Raw genomic sequence first — 26,359 nt, 5'->3', positions numbered from 1 at the left:
AACGTTGCGAGGGGTTCGTTGTACACCCCCTCGCGGAACGGCCCCGGGTCGGGCTCACCGGTAGGCGAGCCCGACCCGGGGTCAGAGCGTTCGGATCAGAGCTCGACCGAGGTGATGTCGAGCTCGCCGACGTTGGTCAGCTCGAGCTTCTTGATCTTCTCCGAGTGGCCGGACTGCTGGCCACCGAAGTAGATCGGCATCGACGGAACGTCCTGGTCGATCAGCTTGACGGCCTCAGCGAACTTCTTGTGGGCCTCCTCGATGCTGGGGGCCGCGGTGGCCTCCTTCGAGAGGGCGTCCACCTGCGGGTTGCTGTACTTGCCGTCGTTCGAGGAACCACCGGTGACGTAGAGCGGGTTGATCCAGTTCTCCACGTCCGGGTAGTCCTGCTGCCAGCCGGCCCGGTACGCGCCGGTCATCTTGTAGGCGTTGATGTTGGCGCGGAAGACCGCGAAGGTCGGCACGCCGACGGCGACCGCGTCGATGCCCAGGTTGGTCTTGATCTGCTGGGCGACGGCCTCCATCCACTCCTTGTGGCTGGCGTCCGCGTTGTACGACAGGGTCAGCTTGCCCTGGAAGCCACCGGACTCGGCGTAGAGCTTCTTGGCCTCGGCCACGTCGAACTTGCAGGCGGTGCAGTTGCCCGGCTCGGCGCCCGGGGTCAGCGGGTTGGCCCAGCTGTCGGCCGGCTTACGGGTACCGAAGAAGATCTTGTCGGTGATCGCCTGCCGGTCGATGGACAGCGAGATCGCCTTGCGCAGCTTCGGGTTCTGGAAGCGCTTGTCGTAGATCGGGAAGGCGATGATGCCGGTCGACGGGGTGGTCGAGGACATGGCCCGCTCGGCCAGGTCGGTCTTCCACTTGTCACCGGCCAGCGCGGAGACCGGAACCTGCTGCTGGAAGTCCAGGTTGCCGGCGAGCAGGTCGTTGTAGGCCGCCGTGTCGTCCTGGTAGATCTTGACGGTGACGTCCTTGATCTTCATCTTGTCGCGCAGGCTGTAGTCGTCGAAGCGGGTCAGCTTGATCTCGACGTCGTCCTGCCAGGAGACGAGCTTGACCGGGCCGTTACCGATCGGCTTCTTGCCGAACTCCGCCGGGGTGGTGGAGAAGAAGGCGTCCGGCAGCGGCACGAAGGCGCTGTAGCCGAGCTTGGTCGGGAACACGGCGGTCGGCGCGTTCAGCGTGACCTCGAAGTTCCAGTCGTCGACGACCTTGAGGCCGGACATGTCCTTGGCCTTGGGCTCCGGGGCCTTCTGCGGGCCGTCCGGGCCGTCCGGGTCCTCGGTGTAGACCTCGTCGAAGCCCTGGATGTCGGAGAAGAAGGAGGCGTTCTGCGCGCCGTTCGGGCCGTACGCCGCCCAGTTCCAGGCCTTGACGAAGCTCTCGGCCTTGACGGTGGTGCCGTCGTGGAACTTGGTGTTCTGCTTGATCTTGATCTTGAAGACCTTCGAGTCGCTCGTCTCGATCGACTCGGCGAGCAGGTTCTGCGGCGCCCCACCGTTGTTGGGGTACTCGACCAGACCGCTCCACATCCAGTCGATGATCGCGCCGCCACCGGTCTCGGTGGTGTTCGCCGGAACCAGGGGGTTCTCCGGCTGGGTACCGTCGATGACGATCGCGCCGTCCGAGCTGGCGCCGGCGTCGCCACCGTCGTTGTTCCCGCTGGAGCAGCCGGACGCGACGAGCGCGAATGCCGCGCCCACCGCGAGCGCGCCGCTCGCCCGCTTCGAGACTCTCATTCCGAGGGGCCTCCTCTTTCTTAACCTGGTTCCGTCGTGGGTTTCACGCACGTTTGGGGGTGACACCACCGGCGACCCGGACAAGCCGGACGTCGGTTTACCGCAGAGGATTTCGGGACACCCCAGGGGTACCGATCCGCCGGGCGCCACACCTTGGACGTGGGCACCGCGCAGGGTCGACAACCACGCGGCGACGCTGGTGGCGGCGTCCACGTGGTCGGCAGGCCCGACGAGATGCCTCACACCGGGGGGTGAGGTGCTGCCACTGTGACACCCACCGGCCCTTTCCGTGAAGGTGCCGTTATCAAGACGTTAGTTGCCCGCCACGTTGCCGATACTTGAGAAAAGATCACAAAGCGTACGGACGATAGGGCCCTGAACAGGCAAGACGGGCACATGGAGGTTGACGGGCATCCCTGCCGCCCGCAAGCGCTGTGACGTGGACGGCGCCCGCTCCCGGCCCGTCAACGGGCGCACGGCTGCGGCTTTTTTGTCCGTCCGGAGGATACCGACGTCGACTGTGCGGACAACAACGACCCCCCGGGGGGACGATGCCTCCCAGGGGGTCGCCGAGCGACGTGGGCTCAGACCAGGCGGCGGTCGGCAGCCCAGCGGGACAGCTCGTACCGGTTCGACATCTGGAGCTTGCGCAGGACGTTGGAGACGTGCGTCTCGACCGTCTTGATCGAGATGTACAGCTCCTTGGCGATTTCCTTGTAGGCGTACCCGCGGGCGAGCAGCCGGAGCACCTCGCGCTCCCGGTTGGTGAGCTGGTCCAGCTCGGGGTCGGCCACCGGCGCGTCCGGCCGGGACGCGAACGCGTCAAGCACGAACCCGGCCAGCCGGGGGCTGAACACGGCGTCGCCGTCGGCCACCCGGCGGATCGCGTCGGTCAGCTCCTCCGGGGAGATCGTCTTGGTGACGTAGCCCCGCGCGCCGGCCCGGATCAGCCCGATCACGTCCTCGGCGGCGTCGGACACGCTCAGCGCGAGGAACCGCACCTGCGGGTGGGTACGCCGCATCGCCTCCAGCACCGCGCGGCCGCCGCCGTCGGGCATGTGCACGTCGAGCAGCACCACGTCCGGCGCGGTGGCCGCGATCCGGGTCACCGCCTCGGCCACCGAGCTGGCCTCGCCGACCACCTCGACCCGCGCGCCCAGCTCGGCGCGCACGCCGGCCCGGAACATCGCGTGGTCGTCGACGAGGAAGACCCGCAGCGGCCCGCGCGGCGCCGTGCCCTCGACCGGTTCCTGCTCGGACATGTCACCTGTCCCTTTCCGCCGTGGAGCCGGAGCCGCTGATCGGCAGGATCAGCCGGACCTCGGTCCCTTCTCCCGGCTCGGACCGGATCTCCGCCCGGCCGCCGTGCCGCTTCATCCGCCCGATGATCGATCCTCGGACGCCGTGCCGGTGATTCTCCACCGTATCCGGGTCGAAGCCCTTGCCCCGGTCCCGGACGAAGACGCTCACCTGCTCCGGCTCCACCTCGGCGTAGAGCGACACGGTCTGCACACCGGCGTGCCGGGCCGCGTTGACCAGGGCCTCCCGGGCGGCGGCCACGAGCGCGCCGACCCGCTCGTCGGTCTCCCGGTCGCCGACGACCACCGCCTCGACAGTGATGGCGAACGTGTCCTCCACCTCGGCGGCGGCCTGCTCCAGCGCGGCCGCGAACCGCTCGGTCGGCGAGGCGGTCGGCTTGTAGAGCCAGTTGCGCAGCGAGCGCTCCTGGCCACGGGCCAGCCGCTGCACCGTCTTGACGTCGCTGGCGTTGCGCTGGATCAGGGCCAGCGTGTGCAGCACCTGGTCGTGGACCATGGCGGCCAGCTCGGCCCGCTCCTGCTCGCGGATGCGTCCCTCCCGCTCCGAGCGGAGCTGGTTCCAGGTCCGCCAGAGCACTGGGCCGGTCACCACGCCGACGCCGGCCAGCCCGACCAGCGCGAAGATCACGCCGTTGAGCACCGCGTCGAAGTTCTGCGCCGGCGAGTAGACGGCCGCCACGCCGATGATGCCGACCGCGACGAGCACGCCGCCGCCGATGAAGCGCAGCACGAACGCGCGCCGGTCGGTCTCCTCCACCACCGCGCCCAGCCAGGGCACCGCCGCGTCGCCCCACTGCCGGCGCCGCTCCGGCCCGGACTGGTGCCAGATGACGCCCGCGCCGACCGCGATGATCGCCACCAGCCAGCCGGCGGTGCCGGCCGCGCCCACCGAGTTGAAGGCGAAGACCTGCAACAGCAGTACGCCCAGCCCGATCGCCACGAACGGCAGCAGCTGGGTCAGGTCACGGCGCGGCGGGACGGCGGTGTCGCCGGGGCGGGGTGGCACCACCGCCCAGAAGGCGGCGTACAGCAGCAGCCCGAGGCCGCTGAGCCCGAGCAGGACCATGAACGCCATCCGCACCCGCAGCACCGGGATGCCCAGGTGCTCGGCGATGCCCGCGGCCACCCCGGCGGCCAGCCGGTGCTCGGTGGCCCGGTAGAGGCGCGGGGCGTGCGGGGCAGGGGTGCTGCTGATCGGAAACTCCCAGGTCGAGATGGAGAGGGCGGCGGCGCCGACGCTCAGATCGTCACACGGCGGCGACGTCCCGGACCACGGGGACGCCCCGGACTTTCGCCACCGGCGGATCTCAGGGTGGGGTCAGGGTCGGGTCCTGAGGCAGTCCGGGCGGCCGGGCAAGCAGTATCGGAGGCATGACCGAGGACGCTGCCCGTCCGCCCCGCCCCTGGGCGGCAGCACAGGACGCCCCGCCGCCGCCCCCACCGGGGTCGGCGCCCCCCACCGACCACGCGACCACGCCGCCCGGCGGCGAGCCGTTCACCGGCCCGCCACCCGGGGGGTACGCCCCGCCGCCGGGTGCCGCCGGCTTCACCACCCGGTACGGGCTGGTGCGCCCTCGCGAAGGCCGCTACCTGGCCGGGGTGTGCGCCGCCATCGGCCGGGCCACGAACACCGACCCGGTGCTGTGGCGCGTGCTGCTGGCCGTGCTCGGCTTCTTCGGTGGCATCGGCATCATCGTGTACGTCGCCGGCTGGCTGATCATCCCCGGCGAGGGCGACACCGCTTCCCCGGTGGAGGCCATGCTCGGCCGCGGCCGGTCCAGCATGTCCCCGATCACCGTGATCGTGCTCGGCATCGTGGTGGCGCTCGGCTTCGCCTACGTCGTCACCGACGGGTTCCGGGCCATCCTGCTGGGCGCGGTGATCCTGATCGGCGGCGCGCTGCTGCTCAACCGCGAGCAGCGCGGCCCGGGGCAGCGGCCGGCTCAGCCGGCTCAGCCGGCACCGCCGCCCGGCCCGGTGCCGGGTCCGGTGCCGCCGGTGGCCTGGCCCGCGCCGCCGGCCCCCGGCACGTGGACCGCGGGGGCCGCCGGGCCGCCGTGGACCGCCGCGCCGCCGGTCGGTACCACGCCACCGGTACGCCCCGAAGCAGCGTCGTACGCCGCCCACGCCGAGCCCGGCTACCCGCCGGCCGGCCGCACCGAGCCGGGCTATCCCCCGGCGCCCGCCTCCGAGCCCGGCTACCAACCGGCGTCCCCGTCCGGCCCGGGCCACCCGGCGACGCCGGGACGCGAGCCGGGCCTGCCGGAGGCCGGGACGAGCTACCCGACGCTCCCGGCGCCGGGCTGGCCCGCCGCGGCCGGCACCCGGCCGGGCTGGTCCGAGCCGACGACCGCCGCGATGCCCCCGGTGAGCGGTCCGGTCGCGGACACCGCCACCTGGCCGGCCTACGGCGCGGCGCCCTCCTGGCCGGGTGCGCCGGGCACCGGCGCCCCGCTGGGTGAGCCGGCCGCCGTGCCGCCCCCCGCGCCGGTGGGCGCGCCGCTGCCGCCCGGCGGATACCGCCCGCCGTTCGCCCCGCACGGCCCGTACGCCGGGTCGCCGCCCTCGCCACCGCCGGGCCGGCCGCCGCGACCGCCGAAGCGGCCCAAGGAGCGGTCCCCGCTCGGCGCGATCACGTTCTCGCTGATCTTCCTGGCGCTGGGCGTGGTGGCCATGCTCGACCTGCTCGACGTCTTCCCGGTCGGCGCCGCCGGCTACTTCGCCGCGGTGCTCGCCACCATCGGCCTCGGCCTGCTCGTGGGCACCTGGTTCGGCCGGGCCCGCTGGCTCATCGCCCTCGGCCTGGTGACCGCGGCGGCGCTCGGCATCGCCACCGTCGCCGAGTCCTACGACCGGGTGCGCGGCATCGACGGCAACGTCACCTGGGCGCCGACCGACCTGCGCGACCTGGCCGACCGGTACGAGAACAACCTCGGTGACGCCGTACTCGACCTGCGTGGGATCAACTTCGACAAGCAGGACGTGCAGGTGACCCTCGACGTGAACCTCGGCAACGCCACAGTGGTCGTACCGCCGGACGTGGACGTGACAACCGTCGCCGAGGTGAACGCCGGTGACGCCTCGGTCTTCGGCAAGCGCAGCGGCGGGCTCGGCAACCGCCAGTGGGAGAGCACCGACACCGGCGCCGACGGCCCCGGCGGGGGCAAGCTGCGCCTCTACATCCACGTGAACGCCGGCAAGCTGGAGGTGACCCGATGAAGGCGCACCGCACCGACATCGTGTCGTTCGCTTTCGGACTCGTCTTCCTCGGCCTGTCCGTCTGGTGGCTGCTGGCCCGCATCCTCGGGCTGTCCGTACCTCCGGTCGGCTGGTTCCTGGCCGGCGGCCTGGTCCTGATCGGGTTGCTCGGGCTGATCGGCGCGCTGCGCTCGGGGCGGGCCGCGGAGCAGCCCGCGCCGCCGGAGGCGACGGTCTCCGCGCCGTACCGGGACGACAGCCCGGCCGGCGACGGCGAGACGACGTCCGACGTGGCCGACGAGTGGGCCACCGAGGCGACGACCGACGACGCGGGGCCCGCCACCCGCGAGATGCCGGCGGTGGACCCGCCGGCGGACGAGACACGCGAGGAACGGCGTACGCCGGGCGACCCGGCCTGACCGCGCCACTGCGGGGCCCTCGGAACGCGGCCTATGCTGGTCGGCGGAGATCTCGCCTCCGCCGGCCGGCCCGCGCACCCGACCACGCCGGAGCCGCCGGTCGGGACGCCGGAGAGCCGCCGCCCGTCCGTCCGCTACCTCGTCAGGAGCCCGCCCGACATGACCCAGTCCCCCGCCGTGCGCGTCACCGGTCCCTCCGGTGCGGTCCGCATCGGCGAGCGCGCCGCCCGCACGCTCGTCAGCGAGTTCGCCCGGCGTAACGACCCGAAGGCCGGCCTGCTGGTCGGCGCGACTCCGGAGTCCGCGGTGCTGGCCGCGGCGATCGAGGCGCTGCTACCCGGCGACCGGCTCACAGTGGTGCCGGCGGAGGGCGCCGCGGCGGCCGCGCTGCGGGAGCACGTCACCGCGCAGGGCCGTTGGGTCGCCGACCGGGTACGGGTGGTCGACACCCTCGCCGAGGCGGACGCCGCCGCCGTGGTGGTCGTCGCCGAGCCGTTCACCGGCACCGCCGAGCAGGCGCGTGCCGCTGTGGACGGGCTGACGAAATACCTGGCCGACGGCGCGGTGCTGAGCGTCGCCGCGCCGCTGTTCCGCACCGAGGGCGCGGACGGCGAACTGGACCGGCAGGGCGTGCTGCACGGCGTACGCACCGACCTGGTGCTGCGCAACACCCCGCCGGTACGCGTGCACCACCTGCGGTTCACCCCGGCGCCGGTCGCGCTCGCGGCCTCGCTGTCCCCGGCGTACCGGCCGTCGAGCGTGCCGCTGACCCGGGGCATGCACATCGACTCGAACGGGGTGGCCGCCGCCGGCATCACGCTCGGCCTGGCCGCCCTGGCCCGGGCCGCCCGCCCGAAGTCGAAGCTCTGGCTGCTGCCGACGCTGGCCGCCGCGCCGGTGGCCGCGTTCTTCCGGGACCCGGAGCGGGACGTGCCGGAGGACCCGTCGGCAGTGGTCGCCTCGGCGGACGGCCAGGTGCTCTCCGTGCAGCGCCTGCAGGACGAGCGCTTCGGCGACGGCGAGTGGCTGCGGATCGCGGTGTTCCTGTCCGTGCTGGACGTGCACGTCAACCGCGCCCCGGTGGCCGGCAAGGTGGTCGACTACTTCGTCGCCGACGGCGGGTTCGTCAACGCCATGAAGCCTGATGCCGAGCACAACGTGGCGGCGTACACGGTGCTGGACACCGACCACGGCACCGTGGTCGTGGCGCAGCGCACCGGGCTGATCGCCCGCCGGATCGTGCAGCGGGCGCCGGTCGGTTCGCTGCTGGCCCGGGGTGAGCGCTTCGGCCTGATCCGGTTCGGTTCGCGTACCGACGTCTACCTGCCGGCCGACGCGGCGGACCCGCTGGTCGGTCCGGGCGACAAGGTGGTCGGCGGCGCGACGGTGATCGCCCGCTGGCGCTGAACGCCGGACACGAAGAAGGGGCGCCGCTGCGGCGGCGCCCCTTCTGTCGTTCTCGGATCAGGCGGTACGGCGCTGGTGCAGCCAGAGCAGCGGCCCGCTGACCAGGTAGCCCACCACCACGAGGGCGAACGTGAGCCGGATGTCGACGAGCGCGCCGATCACCGGGGCCAGCCAGAGCCACGGCGGCAGCTTCAGCAGCCGGGCGAGCTTGGCGTACGGGAAGCTCGACACCATGGCGAAGGCGAGCAGCGCCACGCCGGCCACCATCACCAGGCCGGGTACCGGCACGCCGATGGCCACGGTCAGGGCCAGCACTGCCGCCGCCATGGTGGTCGGCACGCCGCAGAAGAAGCGGCCGTCCTTCGGCGAGACGTTGAACCGGGCGAGCCGGATCGCCGCGCAGGCGGCGACGAGCGCGCAGGAGACCGCGGCGGCCGCCGGGGGCACCGAACCGGCCAGCGAGGCGTAGACCACCACCGGCGCGGCGAGGCCGAAGGAGCACATGTCGGCGAGCGAGTCCATCTGCGCGCCGAACGGGCTGGCCACGCCGAGCTTGCGGGCCAGCGCGCCGTCGAGGCCGTCGAACGCGACGCACGCGATCAGGCAGATCGCGGCGATCTGCACGTCACCGCGCATGGCCAGGAAGATGGCCAGCATGCCGAGCATGAGGCTGCTCAGCGTGCACGCGTTGACGAGCGCGAACTTGACCCGGCGGGCGGCGGTGCGCTCACCCGGCAGGAGCGGGATCGACATCGCCGATGACTCGTCGTCGACCGGGGCGACCGGGGCGAGCGCCGGGCTGACCGGGCGTACCACCTCGATGTCGGTGTCGAGCCGGCCGTAGCGGAGACGCTGGCGGTCTGCGTAACGGTGGTCGGGGGTGACCAGGTCGGTCCCCGGAACGGCCGCGCCGTCCCGGCGGCCCACCCGGACCAGCAGCACCTGGCGGGCGAACGTGCTGCTGCGGCGCAACCGGCCCGCCCAGCGACGCCCTGCGGGGCGCGGACTGTCAGTCGTACGACGCCGGCGCCATGGGGCTCTCGGCACGTTTCCTCCATCACCGGATCGGCTGGCCGCCCTCGACGGGGCGGGTGTCCGGCTGTCTCGTGCCGGACCTTTCGGGTCCGGCAGCCCTTTTGCGGAGTACACCATTGCACAGGGAACAGGGGCTTGGCGATAGCTGCCGGCGGTACTTATATCTCCCTTAACCGCACGAACCGCTCAATCATTCCCATCTCGGGCTTCAACGTCCGTTTTTGTCGGCCAACCCTTCCTTCCGACTGTACCGGAGGTCACCCAGGGCGGCTCGGCGAGCGATTCACCTCACCCGCTGCCCGGTGGCGCGGGCCGCCACATCGGTCATCGACAGGCCGCCGACCTGCTCCGGCGCGAACCAGGCCGCCCGGGCGGTGGAGCCACCGGCCAGCTCGGTCACCACCGCCTCGGTCGGCGCGTCCACGCGTACCCGGTAGATCACCCGGATGCCGTGCCAGTCCAGCGGCCGGCCCTCCGGGCCGAGCGCGGCCGGGTTGTGCAGGTTGTCCACCGCCATCAGGTCGACCACCCGGCCCAGCTGTCCGGCCTCCTCGACCAGCTCACGCAGCAGCCCGGTGGCCGGCTGCTCGCCGTGGTCGGTGCCGCCGCCGGGCAGGTGCCAGCGGCCCGCGCCCGGGTAGCCGTCGGCGATCATGGTGAGCAGCACCCGGTCGGCCGGATCGGTGACCAGCCCGTACGCGGCGAAGCGCTGCCGTCGGTCGACGGCCGGCCCGGCCGGGTCGACGGGCAGCCCGCGGGGCATGTCGGCCGGCAGCGGAGTCACCGGCAGGCCGAGCAGCTCGGCGGTGAACACCATCAGCGGGAGGCTCGCCGCCTCCTGCGGGGTGAACCAGCCCACCTCGTCGGTGCCGCCGGCGGGCTCGGGTCGCAGCCGCCCGCCGCGCGCCTCGACGTCGAAGATCAACCGGTCGGTGTGCATCGCGACGTTCTCGGCGCGGAACGCGGTCACGTCGGCGACGGCGGCCCGGATCGCGCCGGGCGCGACGGTCAGCCCGGTCTCCTCGGCGAACTCGCGGACCACCGCGTCGGCCGGGTGTTCCGCGTGCTCGACGCCGCCGCCGGGCAGCTGCCACACCCCCGGGTACGGGCACTTCGCCGAGCCACGCGCCAGCAGCACCCGCCCCTCGGAGTCCCGCAGCATCCCGTACGCCCCGACCCGCCGCTGCTGCTGCACCCGCACCACTCCCCCGCACCCGAGCGCCCCACTCCGTCGATCATGAGGTTAGCGGTACCGGGGCGGACATTTCCCGCCGTCAACTTCATGATCGCCGGAGTGGGGCGCGGGTGTGAGCGGGTCGGGTGGGTCTAGAGGAGATGGGCGGCCTGGACCGCCTCGGCGGTCACCTCGGTGAGGCGGTCGGTGGGCAGGGCGCCGAGTTCCTCGCGCCGGAACCAGCGGGCTTCGCAGGTGGAGCCGCCGACGTCGGCCACCGTGGGCGGCGCCGGCTGGTCGACCACAACCCGGTAGAAGGCGCGTACGCCGTGCCAGTCGATCGGGTAGCCCTCCGGGCCGAGCGAGGCGGCGTCCCGGTGGCTGGCCACGCCGAGCAGCTCGACCAGGCGGCCGGTCTGCCCGGTCTCCTCGACCAGCTCCCGGATCAGCGCCGCGCCCGGCTGCTCGCCGTAGTCGGTGCCGCCACCGGGCAGGTGCCAGCAACCGGCGCCCGGGTAGCCGTCGGACACCCGGGTCAGCAGCACGCGCTCCTCCGGGTCGGTCACCACCGCGTACGCGGCGAAGCGCTGCGCCCGGTGCAGCCCGTCCGGGCCGGGCACGGCGTAGAACGAGGGGAACTCGGGCACCTCCTCCGGCACGATGTCGTCGGTGGAGGTGGGCAGGCCCAGCGCACGCGCGGTGAACGACCGCAGCGGCAGCTCCCGGGCCTCGTCGAGGGTGAACCAGCGGGCCAGGTCGGTCGGGCGGTCGATCCGCTCGGTGAGCGTCCCGCCGCGTACCGAGACGGTGTAGAGGAGGCGGTCGGTGTGGATCGTGATGCGCCGCTCGGGCAGGGCCCGCATGTCGGCGAGCACGTCCTGGAGGCCGGCGACGGCGACCGAGAGCCCGGTCTCGGCCGCGGTCTCCCGGACGACTGTGTGCTTGGGGTCCTCACCGTGGTCGACCGCTCCTCCGGGGAGCGACCAGGTGCCGGGGGTGCCGGAGCGCTCCGATGCGCGGACCAGCAACACTCGGCCGTTTGAATCAGCACAAACTGCGTATGCCGCGATCCTGCGGAGCGGCTCCAGCGAGGTGGTCACGGGATCAAATTCTCCCCGGAGCGGGTTACCGGGATCGAAAAGAGTCAGATTCCTGACTCTTCGCTGGCGTCTCAGGGACGCATCAGGGTAGGGCTCCGGGCGGTCACCGAGGTCGCCCGCCGCGGCGCGCGGGACCGTGGAGACATGACCTCTCCGAATCCCTCCCACGCCCCGTACAAGCAGCTCCGCCGCCCGGTCAGCGACCGCATGATCGCCGGCGTGGCGAGCGGCCTCGGCCGCTACTTCGCCGCCGACCCCACACTGATCCGGGTGATCTTCGCGACCGCCACGGTGCTCACCGGCGGGCTCGCCGCGCTCGCGTACCCGATCATGTGGTTCCTGATGCCCGAGGAGCCGGCCGGCGCGCCCGCCTGGCCGCACCCGCCGGGCACCGCGCCCGGGTGGCCGCCGGTCCCGCCGACCGGGCCGGACGCCGGACCGCCGCCCGCGGCCTGAGCGGCGTCACTCCCACTCGATGGTGCCCGGCGGCTTGCTCGTCACGTCCAGGACCACGCGGTTGACCTCGGCGACCTCGTTCGTGATCCGGGTGGAGATCCGGGCCACCACGTCGTAGGGCAGCCGGGACCAGTCGGCGGTCATCGCGTCCTCGCTGGAGACCGGGCGCAGCACCACCGGGTGACCGTAGGTGCGCCCGTCACCCTGCACCCCGACGCTGCGGACGTCGGCCAGCAGCACCACCGGGAACTGCCAGACGCCCCGGTCCAGGCCGGCAGTGGTCAGCTCCTGCCGGGCGATCAGGTCGGCCTTGCGGAGCACGGCGAGACGCTCCTCGTCGACCGCGCCGATGATCCGGATGGCCAGGCCCGGGCCGGGGAACGGGTGCCGCCAGATCATCGCCTCGGGCAGGCCCAGCTCCAGGCCGATCGTGCGAACCTCGTCCTTGAACAGCGTGCGCAGCGGCTCGACCAGCGAGAACTTCAGGTCCTCGGGGAGGCCGCCGACGTTGTGGTGGCTCTTGATGTTGGCGGTGCCGGTGCCGCCGCCGGACTCCACCACGTCCGGGTAGAGCGTGCCCTGCACCAGGTATTCCACGTCGCCGTGCGCCGCGATCTCCCGGGCGGCGGCCTCGAAGACCCGGATGAACTCCCGGCCGATGATCTTGCGCTTCTGCTCCGGGTCGGTCACCCCGGCCAGCGCGCCGAGGAACCGCTCCCGGGCGTCGACCACCTTCAGCTTGATGCCGGTGGCGGCGACGTAGTCCTTCTCGACCTGCTCGGCCTCACCGGCCCGCAGCAGGCCGTGGTCCACGAACACGCAGGTGAGCTGGTCGCCCACGGCACGGTGCACGAGCGCCGCGGCGACCGCCGAGTCGACGCCGCCGGAGAGACCGCAGATGACCTCCTTGTCGCCGATCTGCTCGCGGATCCGGGCGACCTGCTCGTCGATGATGTTCGACGGCGTCCACGTCGGTTCGATGCCCGCGATGTCGTACAGGAAGCGGGTGAGCATCTCCTGGCCGTGCGCGGTGTGCCCGACCTCCGGGTGGAACTGCACGCCGGCGCGGCGGCCGGCCAGGTCCTCGAACGCGGCGACCGGGGCGCCCGCCGACTCGGCGGTGACGGTGAAGCCCTCCGGCGCCTCGGTGACGCAGTCGCCGTGGCTCATCCAGACCGGCAGGTCGGCCGGGAGGTCGCGCAGCAGCACGCCGGGCTCGGTCAGGCGCGGGCGCAGCGGGGTGCCGCCGTACTCGCGGTTGCCGGTGCGCGCGACGGTGCCACCGAGCGCCTGGGCCATGGCCTGGAAGCCGTAACAGATGCCGAAGACCGGCACGTCGGCGGTGAACACGCCGGCGTCGATCTGGGGCGCGTCCGGCGCGTACACGCTGGCCGGACCGCCGGACAGGATGATCGCGGCGGGGTTCTTCGCCAGCATCTCGGACACCGGCATGGAATGCGGGACGATCTCCGAGTAGACCTTCGCCTCGCGGACACGGCGCGCGATGAGCTGGGCGTACTGGGCTCCGAAGTCCACCACGAGGACGGGGCGAGGCGTGCTCATGTGCGCAAAGCCTACCGACAGTCACCGGGCGCGCGGACGCGCCCCGGCGGTGTGGCGGGGTGAATGTGTTAACAGGGGCCCCTTCCTCTACCGGAGGCGTTAAGAAGGGGCCCTTCCTTTCACCGCAGGGCGGCGGGGGCGTGCGCGGGGACGGCCGGCCGCCGCGGCGGGACCGGCGCGACCCGGGTGTACGGCGAGCCGAGCGCCGGACGCGGGTCCGCCTCGTCCTTGTTCGGCCAGTACGACATGGCCCGCTCGGCCTGCGCGGTGATCGTCAGCGACGGGTTGACGCCCAGGTTCGCCGAGACCGCCGCGCCGTCCACCACGTGCAGCCCCGGGTGGCCGTACACCCGGTGCCAGGGGTCGATGACGCCCTCGTCCGGGGAGGCGCCGATGACCGCGCCGCCGAGGATGTGCGCGGTGACCGGGATGTTGAACGGCTCGGTGACCGCCCCGCCCGGGGTGCCGCCGATCTCCTCGGCGAGCAGCCGGGCCGCCGTGTTGCCGGCCGGGATCCAGGTCGGGTTGGGCGCGCCGTGGCCGGGGCCGGAGACCAGCCGGCCCCGGCGGTAGCGGGTGGTCAGCGAGTTGTCGACCGACTGCATGACGAGCGCGATCACGGTGCGCTCGGACCAGCGGCGTACGGACAGCATCCGCGCCGCCAGCAGGGGCTGCCGGACGATGCTGCCCAGCCAGCGCCGGGCGCGGCGGGGACCGCCGTCGACGAGCAGCGACTGGAGCAGGCCCATCGCGTTGGAGCCCTTGCCGTACCGGACCGGCTCGATGTGGGTCTGCGGGTCGGGGTGGAACGAGCTGGTGATCGCCACCCCCTCGGTGAAGTCGAGGCCGCGCTTCCGGGCCGCGCCGGGCGCCACCGAGGCGCCGAGGATGGCCTCGGAGTTGGTGCGGGTCAGCTCGCCGAGGCGGGGCGAGAGCGCCGGCAGCGCGCCGGTCGCCTTCATCTCGTGCAGCAGCCGCTGGGTGCCGAGCGCGCCGGCCGCGAAGACGACCTGGTCGGCGTGGATCACCTCGCGCCGCTTGCGCAGCCAGGCGCCGGTGCGTTCGGTGTGCACCGCGTAGCCGCCGGCCGGGTCGGGGCGGACGGCGGTCACGGTGGTCAGCGGGTGCACCTGCACGCCGAGCCGCTCGGCCAGCCAGAGGTAGTTCTTCACGAGCGTGTTCTTGGCGCCGTGCCGGCAGCCGGTCATGCACGAACCGCAGTGGCTGCACCCGGTGCGGTCCGGGCCGGCCCCGCCGAAGTACGGGTCGGCCACCCGCTCGCCCGGCCGCCCGATGTGCACGCCGACCGGCGTCGGGTGGTAGGTGTGCGCCACCCCCATCCGCTCGGCCACCGCGCGGACGGCCCGGTCCGCGCGGGTGTCGATCGGGTACGTGGTGACGCCGAGCATCCGCTTCGCCTGGTCGTAGTGGCGGGCCAGTTCGTCGCGCCAGTCGGTGATGTCGCGCCACTGCGGGTCGGCGTAGAACGCGTCGAGCGGCTCGTAGAGCGTGTTCGCGTAGACGAGCGAGCCGCCGCCCACCCCGGCGCCGGAGAGCACGAGCACGCCGCCGCCGGCCTTGCGGTCGGCCGAGCGCAGCAGCGTGATCCGCTGGAGCCCGAAGCAGCCGAGCCGGGGCGCCCAGAGGAACCGTCGCGCCCGCCAGGACGTACGCGGGAACTCGTCGTCGGCGAAGCGCCGCCCGGCCTCCAGGACGCCGACCGAGTAACCCTTCTCGGCCAGCCGCAGCGCGGTGACGCTGCCGCCGAACCCGGACCCGATGACGACCACGTCGTAGCGCATGGACGCATCATTACCGACGAGTAGCTATAGCGCCAACGAGACCTTTTCGCACATCATGCAGAGCGCTCGATCGCCGGGATTCCCACCACTGCAACCTCTGGGCCCTCCTGGCGCGTCGAATCACACGGGGAGGCACGAACGTGACGAGACGACGCCTGCTGGGCCTGGCCGCGCTGGTGGCCGCGCTGCTGGTCGCCACCGGAGCGGTGGTGACCACCCGGCTGGTGGCGAACCGTCCGGCCGCCCCGGCCGCCGGCCCGAGCACCACGCCACCGGCCTCGCCGACGCCCGCCCCGACCACCGCCAGCCCGACGCCGCCGCCCGGCGCCGACCTGAAAGGCCCGCTCAACCTGCTGCTCGTCGGCGTCGACACCCGGGTCAGCATCCCCGGCTGGGAGCCGCACGCCGACGCGGTGCTGCTGCTGCACGTACCCGCCGGGCTGGACCGGGCGTACCTGTTCTCGCTCCCCCGCGACCTGGTGGTGGACATCCCCGCCTACCCGAAGGCGCGCTACCCGGGCGGCCGGACCAAGCTCACCCACGCGATGAGCTACGGCAGCCGGGTGCCGGGCGACAAGGCCAACCCCAGCACCGCCCAGGGGTACGAGCTGCTGCGCACCACCGTCTCCCGCTACACCGGGCTGCGCATCGACGCCGGCGCGGTGATCACGTTCGGCGGCTTCGACAAGCTGGTGGACACGCTCGGCGGGGTCGACCTCTACGTGGACCAGCGGGTCGCCTCCCGGCACCGCCGCCCGGACGGCACCATGCGGACGCTGACCGGCGGCGGCTACACCGGGCCGCAGATGGTCTACGAGAAGGGCACCCGGCACCTGACCGGCTGGCAGGCGCTGGACTACGCGCGGCAGCGCTACACCGCGGGCGGCGACTACACCCGGCAGCGGCACCAGCAGCAACTGCTCCGGGCGCTGGCCCGCAAGATCGTCGACCAGGGCACCGCGCGCGACCCGCAGCGGGTCGAGCAGGTGGTCGCCGCGCTCGGCAAGACCCTGGTGTACGCCGGAGGCGGCCGCGACCTGGTCGACTTCGCGTACGCCCTCGGTGGCCTGCCCGCCGACCGGCTCACGCTCGTCGTGCTGCCCGGCGCCGGAGTGAGCAGCGGCGGCGCGTACCGGGGCGAGCAGCTCAAACCGCTGGGCCGCGACTTCCTCACCGCGCTGCGCGACGGGCGGGCCGACGCCTTCCTGACCGCCCACCCGTCGCTGCGCGTCAAGAACTGAGGACCTACAGCGGCTTCGGGGCGGGCGGGCGCTCGGTGCCGTACAGCCACGGGTCGAAGACCTTCGCCAGCTTCTTGCCCGAGACCCGCTCGGCCAGCGCGACGAAGTCGGCGGTGGTGGCGTTGCCGTTCTTCCGCTCCGCCGCCCAGGTACGCAGGACGGTGAAGAACGCGGTGTCGCCCACCGCCACCCGCAGCGCGTGCACAGTCATCCCGCCCCGGTCGTAGACCGAGCGGCTGAACAGGTTCTCCACCCCCGGCTTGCCCGGCGGCGTCCGCCACACCTGCGAGCCGGCGTTCGCGTACTTCTGCTCGAACGTGCGCTGCACGGTGGTCGAGCCGCTGTGCTCGGCCCACAGCCACTCGGCGTACGTGGCCAGCCCCTCGTTGAGCCAGATGTCCTGCCAGCGCTGGATCGACACGCTGTTGCCGTACCACTGGTGGGCCAGCTCGTGCGCGACCACGCCGGTGTTGTCGCCCTGCCGGAAGAAGCTGGCCGAGTAGACCGGACGGCTCTGCGTCTCCAGCGCGTACCGGATCCGGTCGTCGTCGATCACCACGCCGCCGTACGAGTCGAACGGGTACGGCCCGAAGACGCTCTCCAGGTAGTCGGCGACCTCGACGGTACGCGCGATCGACCGGTCCGGGGCGCCCTGGGGTAGCTGCGTGGTGACCGCGCTGTACACCGGCCGCCCCTTGTGCTCACCGGTGGTGACCCGGAACTTCCCGATCGCCACGGTGGTCAGGTAGCTGGCCGCCGGCGCGCCCTCCGACCATTTCCAGGTGGTCCAGTCGCCGCTTGTCGACTTCCCCTTCGGCACGCCGTTGGAGACCGCCGTCAGTCCCTTCGGGACGGTGATCTCGAAGTCGTAGGTCGCCTTGTCCGACGGGTGGTCGTTCACCGGGAACCAGGTGCTCGCCGACTCCGGCTGACCGAGCGCGATCGCCCCGTCCGAGGTGTGCAGCCAGCCGCCCTCGCCCAGCGACTCGGTACGCAGCGGCTCCGGCCGCCCGTCGTACCGGATCTCGGCGGTGAACCCGTTGCCGGAGGTCAGCCCGGTGGCCGGGGTGACCACCAGTTCGTTGCCGGTACGGCTGTGCCGGGCGGCGGCGCCGTCCACAGTCACCGAGCGGACGGTCAGCCCGGCCAGGTCCAGGTTGAACGCGGACAGGTCGGCGGTCGCGGTGGCCCGCATCGTGGTGGTGCCGCTGAGCTTGTCCGTCTCCGGGTCGTAGCGCACCTTCACCGTGTAGTGCGCGACGTCGTAGCCACCGTTGCCGTAGCTCGGGAAGTAGGGGTCGCCCGCGCCGGCCGCGCCCGCCGCGAAGCTGCGCGTGGCCGCCGGGGCGGCAGTGGTGGGAGACGCCGGTCCCGGGTCCGGCTCGGCCGAGCCGCAGCCGGCCACCAGCAGCGTCGTGCAGGCCAGCAGCCCGAGCCGTCGTCGTCCGCCGCGCCGCGTCATCGCCTCGATCCCTCCGGGGTCCCGAACAGCGGCCCCGCCCACGGGCCGCTCCGCCCGCGGCAGCCTACCCAGCGGCGGTCACGCCCACGTCACGGCAGTCCCGGTGGCGTCGCGCCGACCAGCCAGGCGTCCAGCAGCGTCCGCAACGGCCGCCCCGACGTGCGTTCGGCGTACCCGACGAAGTCGGCGGTGGTGACGTTGCCGTTGCGGTGCTGCGCCAGCCAGCCGCGCAGCACCCGGTAGAACGTCTCGTCGCCGACCGCGCGGCGCAGCGCGTGCACCGCGAGCGCGCCCCGCTGGTAGACCGCGTCGCCGAACATCCCGGACCGGCCCGGGTCGACAGTGGGCTTCGACCAGTCGGTGTCCGCGTACCGCTCGGCGACCGTCTGCGCCACCGTCCGGCCGCCGTCGTGCTCGGCCCAGAGCCATTCGGCGTACGTGGCGAAGCCCTCGTTGAGCCAGATGTCGCTCCACCGGGCCACCGAGACGCTGTCGCCGAACCACTGGTGGGCCAGCTCGTGCGCGACCACCTCGGTGTTCGGGCGGTCGCCCCGGAAGAAGCCCGGCCCGTAGACCGGCCGGCTCTGCGTCTCCAGCGCGTACCGGATGCGCTCGTCGGCCACCACGATCCCGCCGTACGCCTCGAACGGGTACGGACCGAACCGCTCGGCCAGGAAGTCGGCGATCTCACCGGTGCGGGCCACCGACGCGGCGGCCGGCCCGTCCGCGGGCAGCGCCTCGGCGACGGCGGTGACCAGCGGCTTGCCCGCGTGCGTGCCGGTGCTGACCCGGTAGTCGCCGATCACCAGCGTGCTCAGGTAGCTGGCCATCGGTGCGCGCTCCGACCAGCGCCAGGTGGTCCAGCCGCCGCTTGAGGTCTTGCCCTGCGGCACGCCGTTCGCGAGCGCGGCGAGCCCGTCCGGCACGGTGATCGTGAAGTCGTAGGTCGCCTTGTCCGACGGGTGGTCGTTGACCGGGTACCAGGTGCTCGCCGACTCCGGCTGGCCGAGCGCGATCGCGCCGTCCGGTGTGGCGTGGAAGCCGCCGTCGCCGAGTTCGGCGTTCGGCAGCGGTTGCGGCACCCCGCCGTACGTCACCTCGACGGTGAGCCGCTTCCCCGACGGCAGCCCGCGCGGCGGGGTGACGATCAGCTCGGCGCCGTCGTGGCGGTGCTTCACCGCCTCCCCGTCCACCCGGACCCGCTCGACGTCCAGCCCGGCCAGGTCGAGCTGGAACCGGGACAGCGCACGGGTGGTGGTGGCGGTCAGCGTGGCGGTGCCGGCGAGCCTGTCGCCGGCCGGGTCGTAGCGCACGTCGAGCGCGTAGTGGCCCACGTCGTAGCCGCCGTTGCCGGCCCCCGGCACGTACGGGTCACCGGCGTCCGCCGCGCCCGGCCGGAACCCGTTGTCGTCGCCGCCCGTGCATCCGCTCACCGCCAGCGCCGCCACCAGCCCTGCCGCCCAGATCCGCCCCCGTCTCACCCGGCGAGCCTAGACGCGCGACGGCGCGGGCGGGGCCGGAACACGTCCGGGCCGCCGCCCGCGCCGTCATGCGGTGCTCAGCCGGTGCTCAGCGGTGCTCAGCGGTCGAGGACCAGCCCGACCTTCTGGAACTCCTTCAGGTCGCGGTAGCCGCACTTGGCCATCGCGCGGCGCAGGCCGCCGAAGAGGTTGAGCTGGCCGTCCGGCTCGTCGGCCGGGCCGAACAGCAGCTTCTCCATCGAGCCGAGCGGCTCGCCGGCCACCTCGAACGCGCCCCGGGGCAGCGACGGGTGGCTGGCCGCGGAGTGCCACCAGGCGCCACCGGCCGGCGCCTCCTCGCAGAGCGACAGCGGCTCGCCGAGCATCACCGCGTCCGCGCCGCAGCCGAGTGCCTTGGCGATGTCGCCGGAGGTCTGCATGTCGCCGTCGGCGATCAGGTGCACGTACCGGCCGCCGGTCTCGTCCAGGTAGTCGCGGCGGGCAGCGGCGGCGTCGGCGATCGCGGTGGCCATCGGCACCCGGATGCCGAGCACCGACTCGGTGGTCGACCAGTCGTCGCCGCCGATGCCCACGATCACGCCGGCCGCGCCGGTACGCATCAGGTGCAGCGCGGTCTTGTAGTCGGTGCAGCCGCCGACGATGACCGGCAGGTCGAGGTCGGCGATGAACTCCTTGAGGTTCAGCGGCTCGTCGGTGGTGGAGACGTGCTCGGCCGAGACGAGCGTGCCCTGGATGACCAGGATGTCCACGCCGGCGTCGAGGATCACCGGGGCCAGCGCGAGGGTGTGCTGCGGCGATACCCGCACCGCCACCGTGCCGCCGCCCTCGCGCAGCTCGCGTACCCGCTCGGCGATCAGGTCGGGCCGGATCGGCTCGGCGTAGACCTCCTGGAGGCGCTTGGTCGCCCGCGCGTCCTCGCCGAGACCGGCCAGTTCCTCCAGCACCTTGGCCGGGTTCTCGTACCGGGTCCAGAGGCCCTCGACGTTGAGCACGCCGAGGCCGCCGAGCTGGCCCAGCCGGACCGCCGAGGCGGGGCTCATGGTCGCGTCCGAGGGGTGGCCGACGCAGGGGATGCCGAACTGGTACGCGTCGAGCTGCCACGCCGTGGAGACGTCGTCGACGTCCCGGGTGCGGCGGCTCGGCACGATGGCGATGTCGTCCAGGTGGTAGCCGCGCTGCGCGGTCTTGCCCAGCCCGATCTCGACCACGTCACGCATGAGGGACTCCAGGTGGTTGGGGGTGGTGGGTCAGCGGGAGTGGTAGTTGGGCGCCTCGACCGTCATCTGGATGTCGTGCGGGTGGCTCTCCTTGAGCCCGGCCGCGGTGATCCGGATGAGCTGGCCACGCCGGTGCAGCTCCGGGATGCTCTCCGCGCCCACGTACCCCATGGCGGCGCGGAGGCCGCCGATGAGCTGGTGGGCGACGGCGGACAGCGGACCCCGGTAGGGCACCTGGCCCTCGACGCCCTCCGGGACCAGCTTGTCCTCGGCGAGCACGTCCTGCTGGAAGTAACGGTCCTTGGAGTAGGACTTGCCCTGGCCACGCGACTGCATCGCGCCGAGCGAGCCCATTCCCCGGTACGCCTTGTACTGCTTGCCGTTGATGAAGATCAGCTCGCCGGGGCTCTCCTCGCAGCCGGCCAGCAGGCTGCCGAGCATCACCGTGTCGGCGCCCGCGACGAGCGCCTTGGCGATGTCGCCGGAGTATTGGATGCCGCCGTCGCCGATCACCGGCACGCCGGCCGGGCGGGCGGCCCGGGCCGCCTCCATGATCGCGGTGATCTGCGGTACGCCGACCCCGGCCACGATCCGGGTGGTGCAGATGGCGCCCGGGCCGACGCCCACCTTCACGCCGTCCGCGCCGGCCTCGACGAGCGCCTTCGCGCCCGCGTACGTGGCGATGTTGCCGCCCACGATGTCGATGCTGACGTCCCGCTTGAGCCGGGCCACCATCTCCAGCACGGCCCGCTGGTGGCCGTGCGCGGTGTCCACGATGACCACGTCCACGCCGGCGTCGACGAGGGCACGGGCCCGCTTGTAGCCGTCCTCGCCCACGCCCACCGCGGCGGCGACCCGGAGCCGGCCCGCGTCGTCCTTGGTCGCGTTCGGGTACTGCTCGCTCTTGGTGAAGTCCTTCACCGTGATCAGGCCGCGCAGCTTGCCGCCCGCGTCCACGATCGGCAGCTTCTCGATCTTGTGCTGGCGCAGCAGGCCGAGCGCGTCGTCCTTGCTCACGCCGACCGGGGCGGTGATCAGCGGGGTACGCGTCATGATCTCGCGGACCGGCGTGGCCGGGTCGGAGACGAAGCGCATGTCGCGGTTGGTGACGATGCCGACCAGCTGGCCCTGCCCGTCGATCACCGGCACGCCGGAGATGCGGTAGCGACCGCAGAGCGCGTCGACCTCGCGCAGCGTGTCGTCCGGGCTGGCGGTCACCGGGTTGGTGATCATGCCGGACTCGGAGCGCTTCACCAGGTCGACCTGGAGCGCCTGGTCCTCCACCGACAGGTTGCGGTGCAGCACGCCGATGCCGCCCTGGCGGGCCATGGCGATCGCCATCCGCCCCTCGGTGACCGTGTCCATCGCGCTGGACAGCAGCGGCACGGTCAGCTCGATGTTGCGGGTCAGGCGGGTACGGGTGTTCACCCGGCTGGGTACGACGTCCGACTCGCCCGGCTGCAGGAGCACGTCGTCGAAGGTCAACCCGAGCGGTACCACCCGGGCCGAACCGGCCGGCAGCTCGGGCAGATGGCCACCCAGCTCCCCGCCGTCGGTGCCGGCCGGGATCTCGGTGCTGGGCGAATTCTCCACGATTGCTCCCCTGAGCTGGTCGATCGGGCTGCAGCGAGGCGGCGCGCGGGGGCACCGGCAGGCGCCTGGTGACGGCGCGTCGCCTCATCGTACCCACTGGCCCGTTCCCGTCCGGGCAGCGGCGGGCCCGGGGGTAGGCCGGGCCACAGCGCGGCCTGGGGCGGGCTTTCCGGCGGCCCGGGGACTACGGTGAGGGGGTGCACGACGAGCCCATCGACCCGTTCAACGGCGACCCTGCCGATCCGGCTGCCGGTCTGCACGATCCCGGCGACGACGACGCGCTCGACCCGCTGACCGACGTCGAACGCCAGGACGTGCTGGAGGACCTCGCCGATCTGGAGATCTACCAGGCGCTGCTCCAGCCGATCGGGGTGCGCGGCCTGGTGATCGAGTGCGAGGACTGCCGCGAGCCGCACTACTTCGACTGGGACCTGCTGCGCGGCAACCTGCGCCACCTGCTCAACTCGGGGCGCCCCCGGGTGCACGAACCGGCCTACGACCCGGACCCGGACCATTACGTGAGCTGGGACTACGCCCGTGGCTACGCCGACGGCGTGCACGACACGCTCACCGAGGGCACCGACGACTCCGCGTCGGAGTGACTCCGGCCCGGGTCAGGCGACCAGGCCGGCCCGGAAGCCGGCCGCCACGGCGTGTGCCCGGTCCCGCGCCCCGAGCTTGCGGAACAACCGTCGGGCGTGCGTCTTGACCGTGTCCTCGGAGACGAACAACTCCCGCCCGATCTCCGCGTTGCTCTTGCCCTCGGCCATGCCGAGCAGCACCTGAAGCTCCCGCTCGGTCAGCCCGATGGCGCCGCGCGGCGTCCGGGCCGGCCGCTGACCGGCGCCCGGGCGGGCCGCCTCCGCCGCGTCGGCCGCCGCCGGATCCTCCGCGTCCTCACCCCGCTGCACCGGCACCACCGTGGGCAGGCCGGCCGCGTCCACCGGCGCCACCGCCGGCCAGCCGGGCCCACCCGGGGTACGCCCCGCCGACCGGGCCGGACCGCCGACCGCTGCCGCGTCCCGGGCGGTGTCCGCCACCCGGTGCCTGTTGCTCCGGCCGGGAGCGGACAGCAGCAGCAGCGCCTTGGCGACCGCGCTGGTCAGATCGTGGTCCGCGTTCTGGATCAGGCCACGCGCTCCGGCGCTGATGGTGGCCGCCGCCGACTCCGACTCCTCGGCCCCGAGCAGCAGCACCGCCGCCTGCGGCGCGCGGGCCAGCACCCGGCGCACGAAACCGGCGCTGTCCGGCCGGGTCAGCGCGGTGTCGGCGAGCACCACGTCCACCGGGCGCTCCGCGAGCCGCAACATCACCTCCGGATCGGAGACGGCCGTCCGGACGACGCCGGACAGCCCGAGCCGCGCCGCCGCGGAGGTCAGATGCTGGGCCGCCAATGGTGTCCGAACGCACACAAGAACACTACGCACAGTGGTCTCCTCTCCGACTCAGAGCAGACCATGCGGAGGTGGGCTCGGGAGGGGGTTCCGGGCAATCATCCGAACTTTTCCGACAGATGGGGCATATGCCACCGACTGTCCGAGGTTTTCGATCACAGATGTGTGAGGCGCGGACCGCTCGGGTACCGAGGGGTTCATCCGGAACCGGCATCCCGCGCGGACCGCCGCCCGGTAGCTGGCCACGAACATTCTCCGCGGTGCCGCGCGGGAGGAGGGGTGCTGATGTCGAACGTACGTAGGCTGCCTGGACCGATCGACGAGCTCTGGGACTGGCAGCGGCTCGGGGCCTGCCGTGGCCGCGACAGCGCGCAGTTCTTCCACCCGGACGGCGAGCGCGGCTCCTCCCGGCTGCGCCGCGAGATGGGCGCCAAGTCCGTCTGCCGCGCCTGCCCGGTACGCGCCGAGTGCGCCGCCCACGCGCTCTCCGTACGCGAGCCGTACGGCGTCTGGGGCGGGTTCAGCGAGTCCGAGCGGCTGCGTCTGCTCGCGCTCGGCTGGGAGGACCTGGCCGACCGCCGCCAGACCAAGGTGGACATCGCCCGGCTGGAGGCGCGCCTCGGCCGCCCGCACAACACCGCCGTGCCGGACCAGCGCAAGGTCGCCTGACCGGCTTCACGACCCCCGACGCCGCGCCCCGGATCCCGGGGCGCGGCGTCGTGTCGTGGCCCGGGGCATCCGCTGGCCCCCGCACCCCGGCGCGGCGAAGGCCGCCGCTGGGCGACTCGCCTACCGTTTCGAATACCAGGATCGGCGTTCCAGAGGCTAGGACACCACATAGATCTTGGTATGAAACGGCCCTTATAGGGGCCGTTTCATACCAAGATCTCTCTCGTGAGCGCTCGGGAGTCTGGACTCAGGCCGGAGCCAAGCGGCGCGCACCCGATCGGCAGGCACCCGCCAGTGGCACGGGCAGGCCATCTCCCCACCGAGAGCGGTCCTCGCGACGGTGCGGGTCAGGTGACTGTGACCCTTACCGTGTGCCATCCCGTCGCGCCGTCGGGGGCGACCGGGGCGCGCTGTTCCGTCTGGGTCTCGCCGGTGCTGTCGGTCGCCCGGACCTGGAGCGTGTGCTCGCCCGGCGTGGCGTCCCACCGCCAGGACCACTGCACCCACGTGTCCGCCGACACCGCCGGGGCCAGCGTCGCCTCCTGCCAGGGGCCGCCGTCGACGCGTACCTCGACGCGCCGCACGCCCCTGTGCTGCGCCCACGCCACACCGGCGACGGTCACCGGACCGGCGGCGGGACGGCTGCGGGGCCGGGGCGTGTCGATCCGCGACTGCGTCTTGACCGGACCCTGCGCTGACCAGCCGCGCGGCACCCAGTACGCGTCGAAGTCGGCGAAGCTGGTCAGCTCCAGCTCGGTGATCCACTTGCACGCGGAGACGTACCCGTAGAGGCCTGGCACCACCATCCGCACCGGGAAGCCGTGCTGGATCGGCAGCGGCTCGCCGTTCATGCCGACCGCGAGCAGCGCGTCCCGCCCGTCGCGCAGCACCGAGGTGGGCGTGCCGCACGTCCAGCCGTCGACGGCGCGCCCGACCACCTGGTCCGCGCCGTCCTCCGGGTCGGCCTCGTCCAGCAGGTCCTTGATCGGTACGCCGAGCCAGCGCGCGTTGCCGATCAGGTCGCCGCCCACCTCGTTGGAGACGCAGGCGAGCGTCACGTAGCGCTCGACCAGCGGGCGGGCGAGCAGGTTGTCGAAGCTCAGCTCGATCGGGTTGCGGACCCGCCCGTGGATGCGCAGCCGCCAGGTGACCGGGTCCACCTGCGGCACCACCAGCGCGGTGTCGATCCGGTAGAACTCCCGGTTCGGCGTGACGTACGGCGCGAGCCGGGACAGCGACAGGTCCGCTCCGGCCGGCACCGGTGGGGCGGGCGCGACCGGGGCGGGCAGCGTCACCGCGTCCCGGGCCGCCGATACGCCGCGCCGGCCGGCCAGCCAGTGCCCGCCCAGCCCGGCCACCGCCGCCGCGCCGGTGAGCAGCCCGGCGCCACGCAGGAACCGCCGCCGCGACTCCGCGTCGTCGTGCCGGACCGGCTCCCAGCCGCCCGGCGTCTCCCCCTCCCGGGCCAGCGCGGCGACCGCCGGAGGCGGGACGGATGGCGGGGGCGACGCGGACGGCGGCTCGCTGTCCGCCGAAGCGGCCCCGTCGCGCTCCGCCGGACCGGTCCCGGCCCGGTCGCGTCGCACGGCGTCGGACCGGTCACGCCCCGGTCGCTTCCGATGCGCCAGGTCGGCGCTCAGCGGGCCGGCCACGAACGCCCACAGCGTCAGCGCGCCCAGTCCGCCGCCGACCAGGGAGGGCAGCGCGTCGAAGGCGTCCGCGCCGGCCCGGGTCAGCGCGGCGGCGACACCGAGCGCGGCGAACGCGGCGATGCCGGCCAGGCCGATCACCAGCCGCCGGGCCGCTGCCAGGCCCAGCAGCGCGCCGAAGACGGCCAGCAGCAGCGCCGTCCCGATCAGCAGCGCGATCTTGTCGTACGTGCCGAAGACGTCGATGGCGAACTGCTTGAGCGGCTCGGGCACCAGGTCGACCACGAGTCCGCCGACGGCGACGAGCGGAGCGGACCGGGGGCCGGTCAGGACCGCCACGGGTTCGGCGGCGCCGAGCGCCACCACGGCGGCGACGACACCGGCCGGCGCCGCCCGGCGGGGGGAGAGGGTGCTCACGGGCTCCAGTCTGGTCGCCCCGCG

General features: G+C 73.3%; 21 protein-coding genes. 7 read left to right on the top strand and 14 right to left on the bottom strand.

Going from position 1 to position 26,359, the window contains the following annotated elements:
- Positions 1-95: 95 nt before the first annotated feature.
- The 3 genes from O7542_RS29895 to O7542_RS29885 form a co-directional block, all read right to left on the bottom strand.
- Positions 96-1,739 carry an ABC transporter substrate-binding protein gene (locus O7542_RS29895; protein ID WP_043328348.1) on the bottom strand — a complete coding sequence of 548 codons (1,644 nt, stop codon included), beginning with the start codon at positions 1,737-1,739 and terminating at the stop codon, positions 96-98.
- A gap of 584 nt (positions 1,740-2,323) precedes the next feature.
- Positions 2,324-3,001: a response regulator transcription factor gene (locus O7542_RS29890; protein WP_030501521.1), complete on the bottom strand. Its 678-nt coding sequence runs from the start codon at positions 2,999-3,001 to the stop codon at positions 2,324-2,326.
- A gap of 1 nt (position 3,002) precedes the next feature.
- Positions 3,003-4,184, bottom strand: coding sequence for an ATP-binding protein (locus O7542_RS29885; RefSeq protein ID WP_043328347.1), 1,182 nt, complete (start codon positions 4,182-4,184; stop codon positions 3,003-3,005).
- A gap of 245 nt (positions 4,185-4,429) precedes the next feature.
- Here O7542_RS29885 and O7542_RS29880 point away from each other — a divergent pair, with 245 nt between their 5' ends.
- The 3 genes from O7542_RS29880 to O7542_RS29870 all read left to right on the top strand — a co-directional run bounded on the left by O7542_RS29880 (position 4,430) and on the right by O7542_RS29870 (position 8,082).
- The gene (locus O7542_RS29880; protein ID WP_069087930.1) at positions 4,430-6,277 is read left to right on the top strand and encodes a PspC domain-containing protein; all 1,848 of its coding nucleotides are present in this window, start codon (positions 4,430-4,432) and stop codon (positions 6,275-6,277) included.
- On the top strand, positions 6,274-6,675 hold the full coding sequence (locus O7542_RS29875) for a hypothetical protein (RefSeq protein ID WP_043328346.1): 402 nt from the start codon (positions 6,274-6,276) through the stop codon (positions 6,673-6,675). Before O7542_RS29880 ends, O7542_RS29875 begins: the two co-directional genes overlap by 4 nt.
- Positions 6,676-6,834: 159 nt before the next feature.
- Complete coding sequence (locus O7542_RS29870; RefSeq protein WP_069087963.1) at positions 6,835-8,082, top strand: phosphatidylserine decarboxylase; 1,248 nt, start codon at positions 6,835-6,837, stop codon at positions 8,080-8,082.
- Between the two features lie 57 nt (positions 8,083-8,139).
- Here O7542_RS29870 and O7542_RS29865 read toward each other — a convergent pair whose 3' ends face one another.
- The 3 genes from O7542_RS29865 to O7542_RS29855 form a co-directional block, all read right to left on the bottom strand.
- A complete protein-coding gene (locus tag O7542_RS29865; RefSeq protein WP_113974759.1) occupies positions 8,140-9,054 on the bottom strand; it encodes a CDP-alcohol phosphatidyltransferase family protein in 915 nt (304 codons plus the stop codon).
- 346 nt (positions 9,055-9,400) lie between these two features.
- Positions 9,401-10,312 (bottom strand): NUDIX domain-containing protein, encoded by a 912-nt coding sequence (locus O7542_RS29860; protein WP_281605514.1) that lies wholly within the window; start codon positions 10,310-10,312, stop codon positions 9,401-9,403.
- A 131-nt stretch (positions 10,313-10,443) separates the two neighbouring features.
- Positions 10,444-11,391, bottom strand: coding sequence for an NUDIX domain-containing protein (locus O7542_RS29855; RefSeq protein WP_043328344.1), 948 nt, complete (start codon positions 11,389-11,391; stop codon positions 10,444-10,446).
- Positions 11,392-11,535: 144 nt separating this feature from the next.
- Between O7542_RS29855 and O7542_RS29850 the strand changes: the two genes are divergently transcribed.
- Positions 11,536-11,847 (top strand): PspC domain-containing protein, encoded by a 312-nt coding sequence (locus tag O7542_RS29850; RefSeq protein WP_043328343.1) that lies wholly within the window; start codon positions 11,536-11,538, stop codon positions 11,845-11,847.
- A gap of 6 nt (positions 11,848-11,853) precedes the next feature.
- Here the strand turns inward: O7542_RS29850 and guaA are convergent, their stop codons facing one another.
- Positions 11,854-13,410, bottom strand: coding sequence for a glutamine-hydrolyzing GMP synthase (gene guaA / locus O7542_RS29845; protein WP_043328342.1), 1,557 nt, complete (start codon positions 13,408-13,410; stop codon positions 11,854-11,856).
- A gap of 119 nt (positions 13,411-13,529) precedes the next feature.
- A complete protein-coding gene (locus O7542_RS29840; protein ID WP_064446571.1) occupies positions 13,530-15,212 on the bottom strand; it encodes a GMC family oxidoreductase in 1,683 nt (560 codons plus the stop codon).
- Positions 15,213-15,352: 140 nt separating this feature from the next.
- Between O7542_RS29840 and O7542_RS29835 the strand changes: the two genes are divergently transcribed.
- Entirely contained in the window at positions 15,353-16,453 is a 1,101-nt protein-coding gene (locus tag O7542_RS29835; protein WP_281605513.1) for an LCP family protein, read from the top strand.
- A gap of 4 nt (positions 16,454-16,457) precedes the next feature.
- Here the strand turns inward: O7542_RS29835 and O7542_RS29830 are convergent, their stop codons facing one another.
- The 4 genes from O7542_RS29830 to guaB all read right to left on the bottom strand — a co-directional run bounded on the left by O7542_RS29830 (position 16,458) and on the right by guaB (position 22,206).
- Complete coding sequence (locus O7542_RS29830) at positions 16,458-17,915, bottom strand: M1 family metallopeptidase (protein ID WP_210869196.1); 1,458 nt, start codon at positions 17,913-17,915, stop codon at positions 16,458-16,460.
- Positions 17,916-18,004: 89 nt separating this feature from the next.
- On the bottom strand, positions 18,005-19,396 hold the full coding sequence (locus O7542_RS29825) for a M1 family metallopeptidase (protein WP_281605512.1): 1,392 nt from the start codon (positions 19,394-19,396) through the stop codon (positions 18,005-18,007).
- Between the two features lie 98 nt (positions 19,397-19,494).
- Positions 19,495-20,613 carry a GuaB3 family IMP dehydrogenase-related protein gene (locus tag O7542_RS29820; RefSeq protein WP_043328337.1) on the bottom strand — a complete coding sequence of 373 codons (1,119 nt, stop codon included), beginning with the start codon at positions 20,611-20,613 and terminating at the stop codon, positions 19,495-19,497.
- Positions 20,614-20,643: 30 nt separating this feature from the next.
- Positions 20,644-22,206: an IMP dehydrogenase gene (gene guaB / locus O7542_RS29815; RefSeq protein ID WP_064446576.1), complete on the bottom strand. Its 1,563-nt coding sequence runs from the start codon at positions 22,204-22,206 to the stop codon at positions 20,644-20,646.
- Positions 22,207-22,403: 197 nt separating this feature from the next.
- Between guaB and O7542_RS29810 the strand changes: the two genes are divergently transcribed.
- A complete protein-coding gene (locus O7542_RS29810) occupies positions 22,404-22,808 on the top strand; it encodes a DUF5319 domain-containing protein (protein ID WP_043328334.1) in 405 nt (134 codons plus the stop codon).
- A gap of 12 nt (positions 22,809-22,820) precedes the next feature.
- Here O7542_RS29810 and O7542_RS29805 read toward each other — a convergent pair whose 3' ends face one another.
- Positions 22,821-23,633, bottom strand: a complete 813-nt coding sequence (locus O7542_RS29805) for a response regulator transcription factor (RefSeq protein WP_166456937.1) — start codon at positions 23,631-23,633, stop codon at positions 22,821-22,823.
- Between the two features lie 252 nt (positions 23,634-23,885).
- On the opposite strand from O7542_RS29805, the gene O7542_RS29800 reads away from it, so the two are divergent.
- Entirely contained in the window at positions 23,886-24,269 is a 384-nt protein-coding gene (locus O7542_RS29800; protein WP_013288543.1) for a WhiB family transcriptional regulator, read from the top strand.
- Between the two features lie 347 nt (positions 24,270-24,616).
- Here the strand turns inward: O7542_RS29800 and O7542_RS29795 are convergent, their stop codons facing one another.
- Positions 24,617-26,335: a molybdopterin-dependent oxidoreductase gene (locus O7542_RS29795; RefSeq protein ID WP_281605511.1), complete on the bottom strand. Its 1,719-nt coding sequence runs from the start codon at positions 26,333-26,335 to the stop codon at positions 24,617-24,619.
- Positions 26,336-26,359: the final 24 nt, after the last annotated feature.

Origin of the sequence: Micromonospora sp. WMMC264 (assembly GCF_027497275.1) — a bacterium.
Lineage (GTDB): Bacteria > Actinomycetota > Actinomycetes > Mycobacteriales > Micromonosporaceae > Micromonospora > Micromonospora chalcea.
The sequence above is the reverse complement of the archived record's forward strand: the minus strand, read 5'-3'. Positions and strand labels throughout refer to the sequence as shown.

What these genes read in the sequence shown, in the direction of transcription:
- O7542_RS29895 (WP_043328348.1), bottom strand. Translation starts at nt 1,739, where the DNA reads ATGAGAGTCTCGAAGCGGGCGAGCGGCGCGCTCGCGGTGGGCGCGGCA.
- O7542_RS29890 (WP_030501521.1), bottom strand. Translation starts at nt 3,001, where the DNA reads ATGTCCGAGCAGGAACCGGTCGAGGGCACGGCGCCGCGCGGGCCGCTG.
- O7542_RS29880 (WP_069087930.1), top strand. Translation starts at nt 4,430, where the DNA reads ATGACCGAGGACGCTGCCCGTCCGCCCCGCCCCTGGGCGGCAGCACAG.
- O7542_RS29875 (WP_043328346.1), top strand. Translation starts at nt 6,274, where the DNA reads ATGAAGGCGCACCGCACCGACATCGTGTCGTTCGCTTTCGGACTCGTC.
- O7542_RS29870 (WP_069087963.1), top strand. Translation starts at nt 6,835, where the DNA reads ATGACCCAGTCCCCCGCCGTGCGCGTCACCGGTCCCTCCGGTGCGGTC.
- O7542_RS29850 (WP_043328343.1), top strand. Translation starts at nt 11,536, where the DNA reads ATGACCTCTCCGAATCCCTCCCACGCCCCGTACAAGCAGCTCCGCCGC.
- guaA (WP_043328342.1), bottom strand. Translation starts at nt 13,410, where the DNA reads ATGAGCACGCCTCGCCCCGTCCTCGTGGTGGACTTCGGAGCCCAGTAC.
- O7542_RS29840 (WP_064446571.1), bottom strand. Translation starts at nt 15,212, where the DNA reads ATGCGCTACGACGTGGTCGTCATCGGGTCCGGGTTCGGCGGCAGCGTC.
- O7542_RS29830 (WP_210869196.1), bottom strand. Translation starts at nt 17,915, where the DNA reads ATGACGCGGCGCGGCGGACGACGACGGCTCGGGCTGCTGGCCTGCACG.
- O7542_RS29820 (WP_043328337.1), bottom strand. Translation starts at nt 20,613, where the DNA reads ATGCGTGACGTGGTCGAGATCGGGCTGGGCAAGACCGCGCAGCGCGGC.
- O7542_RS29800 (WP_013288543.1), top strand. Translation starts at nt 23,886, where the DNA reads ATGTCGAACGTACGTAGGCTGCCTGGACCGATCGACGAGCTCTGGGAC.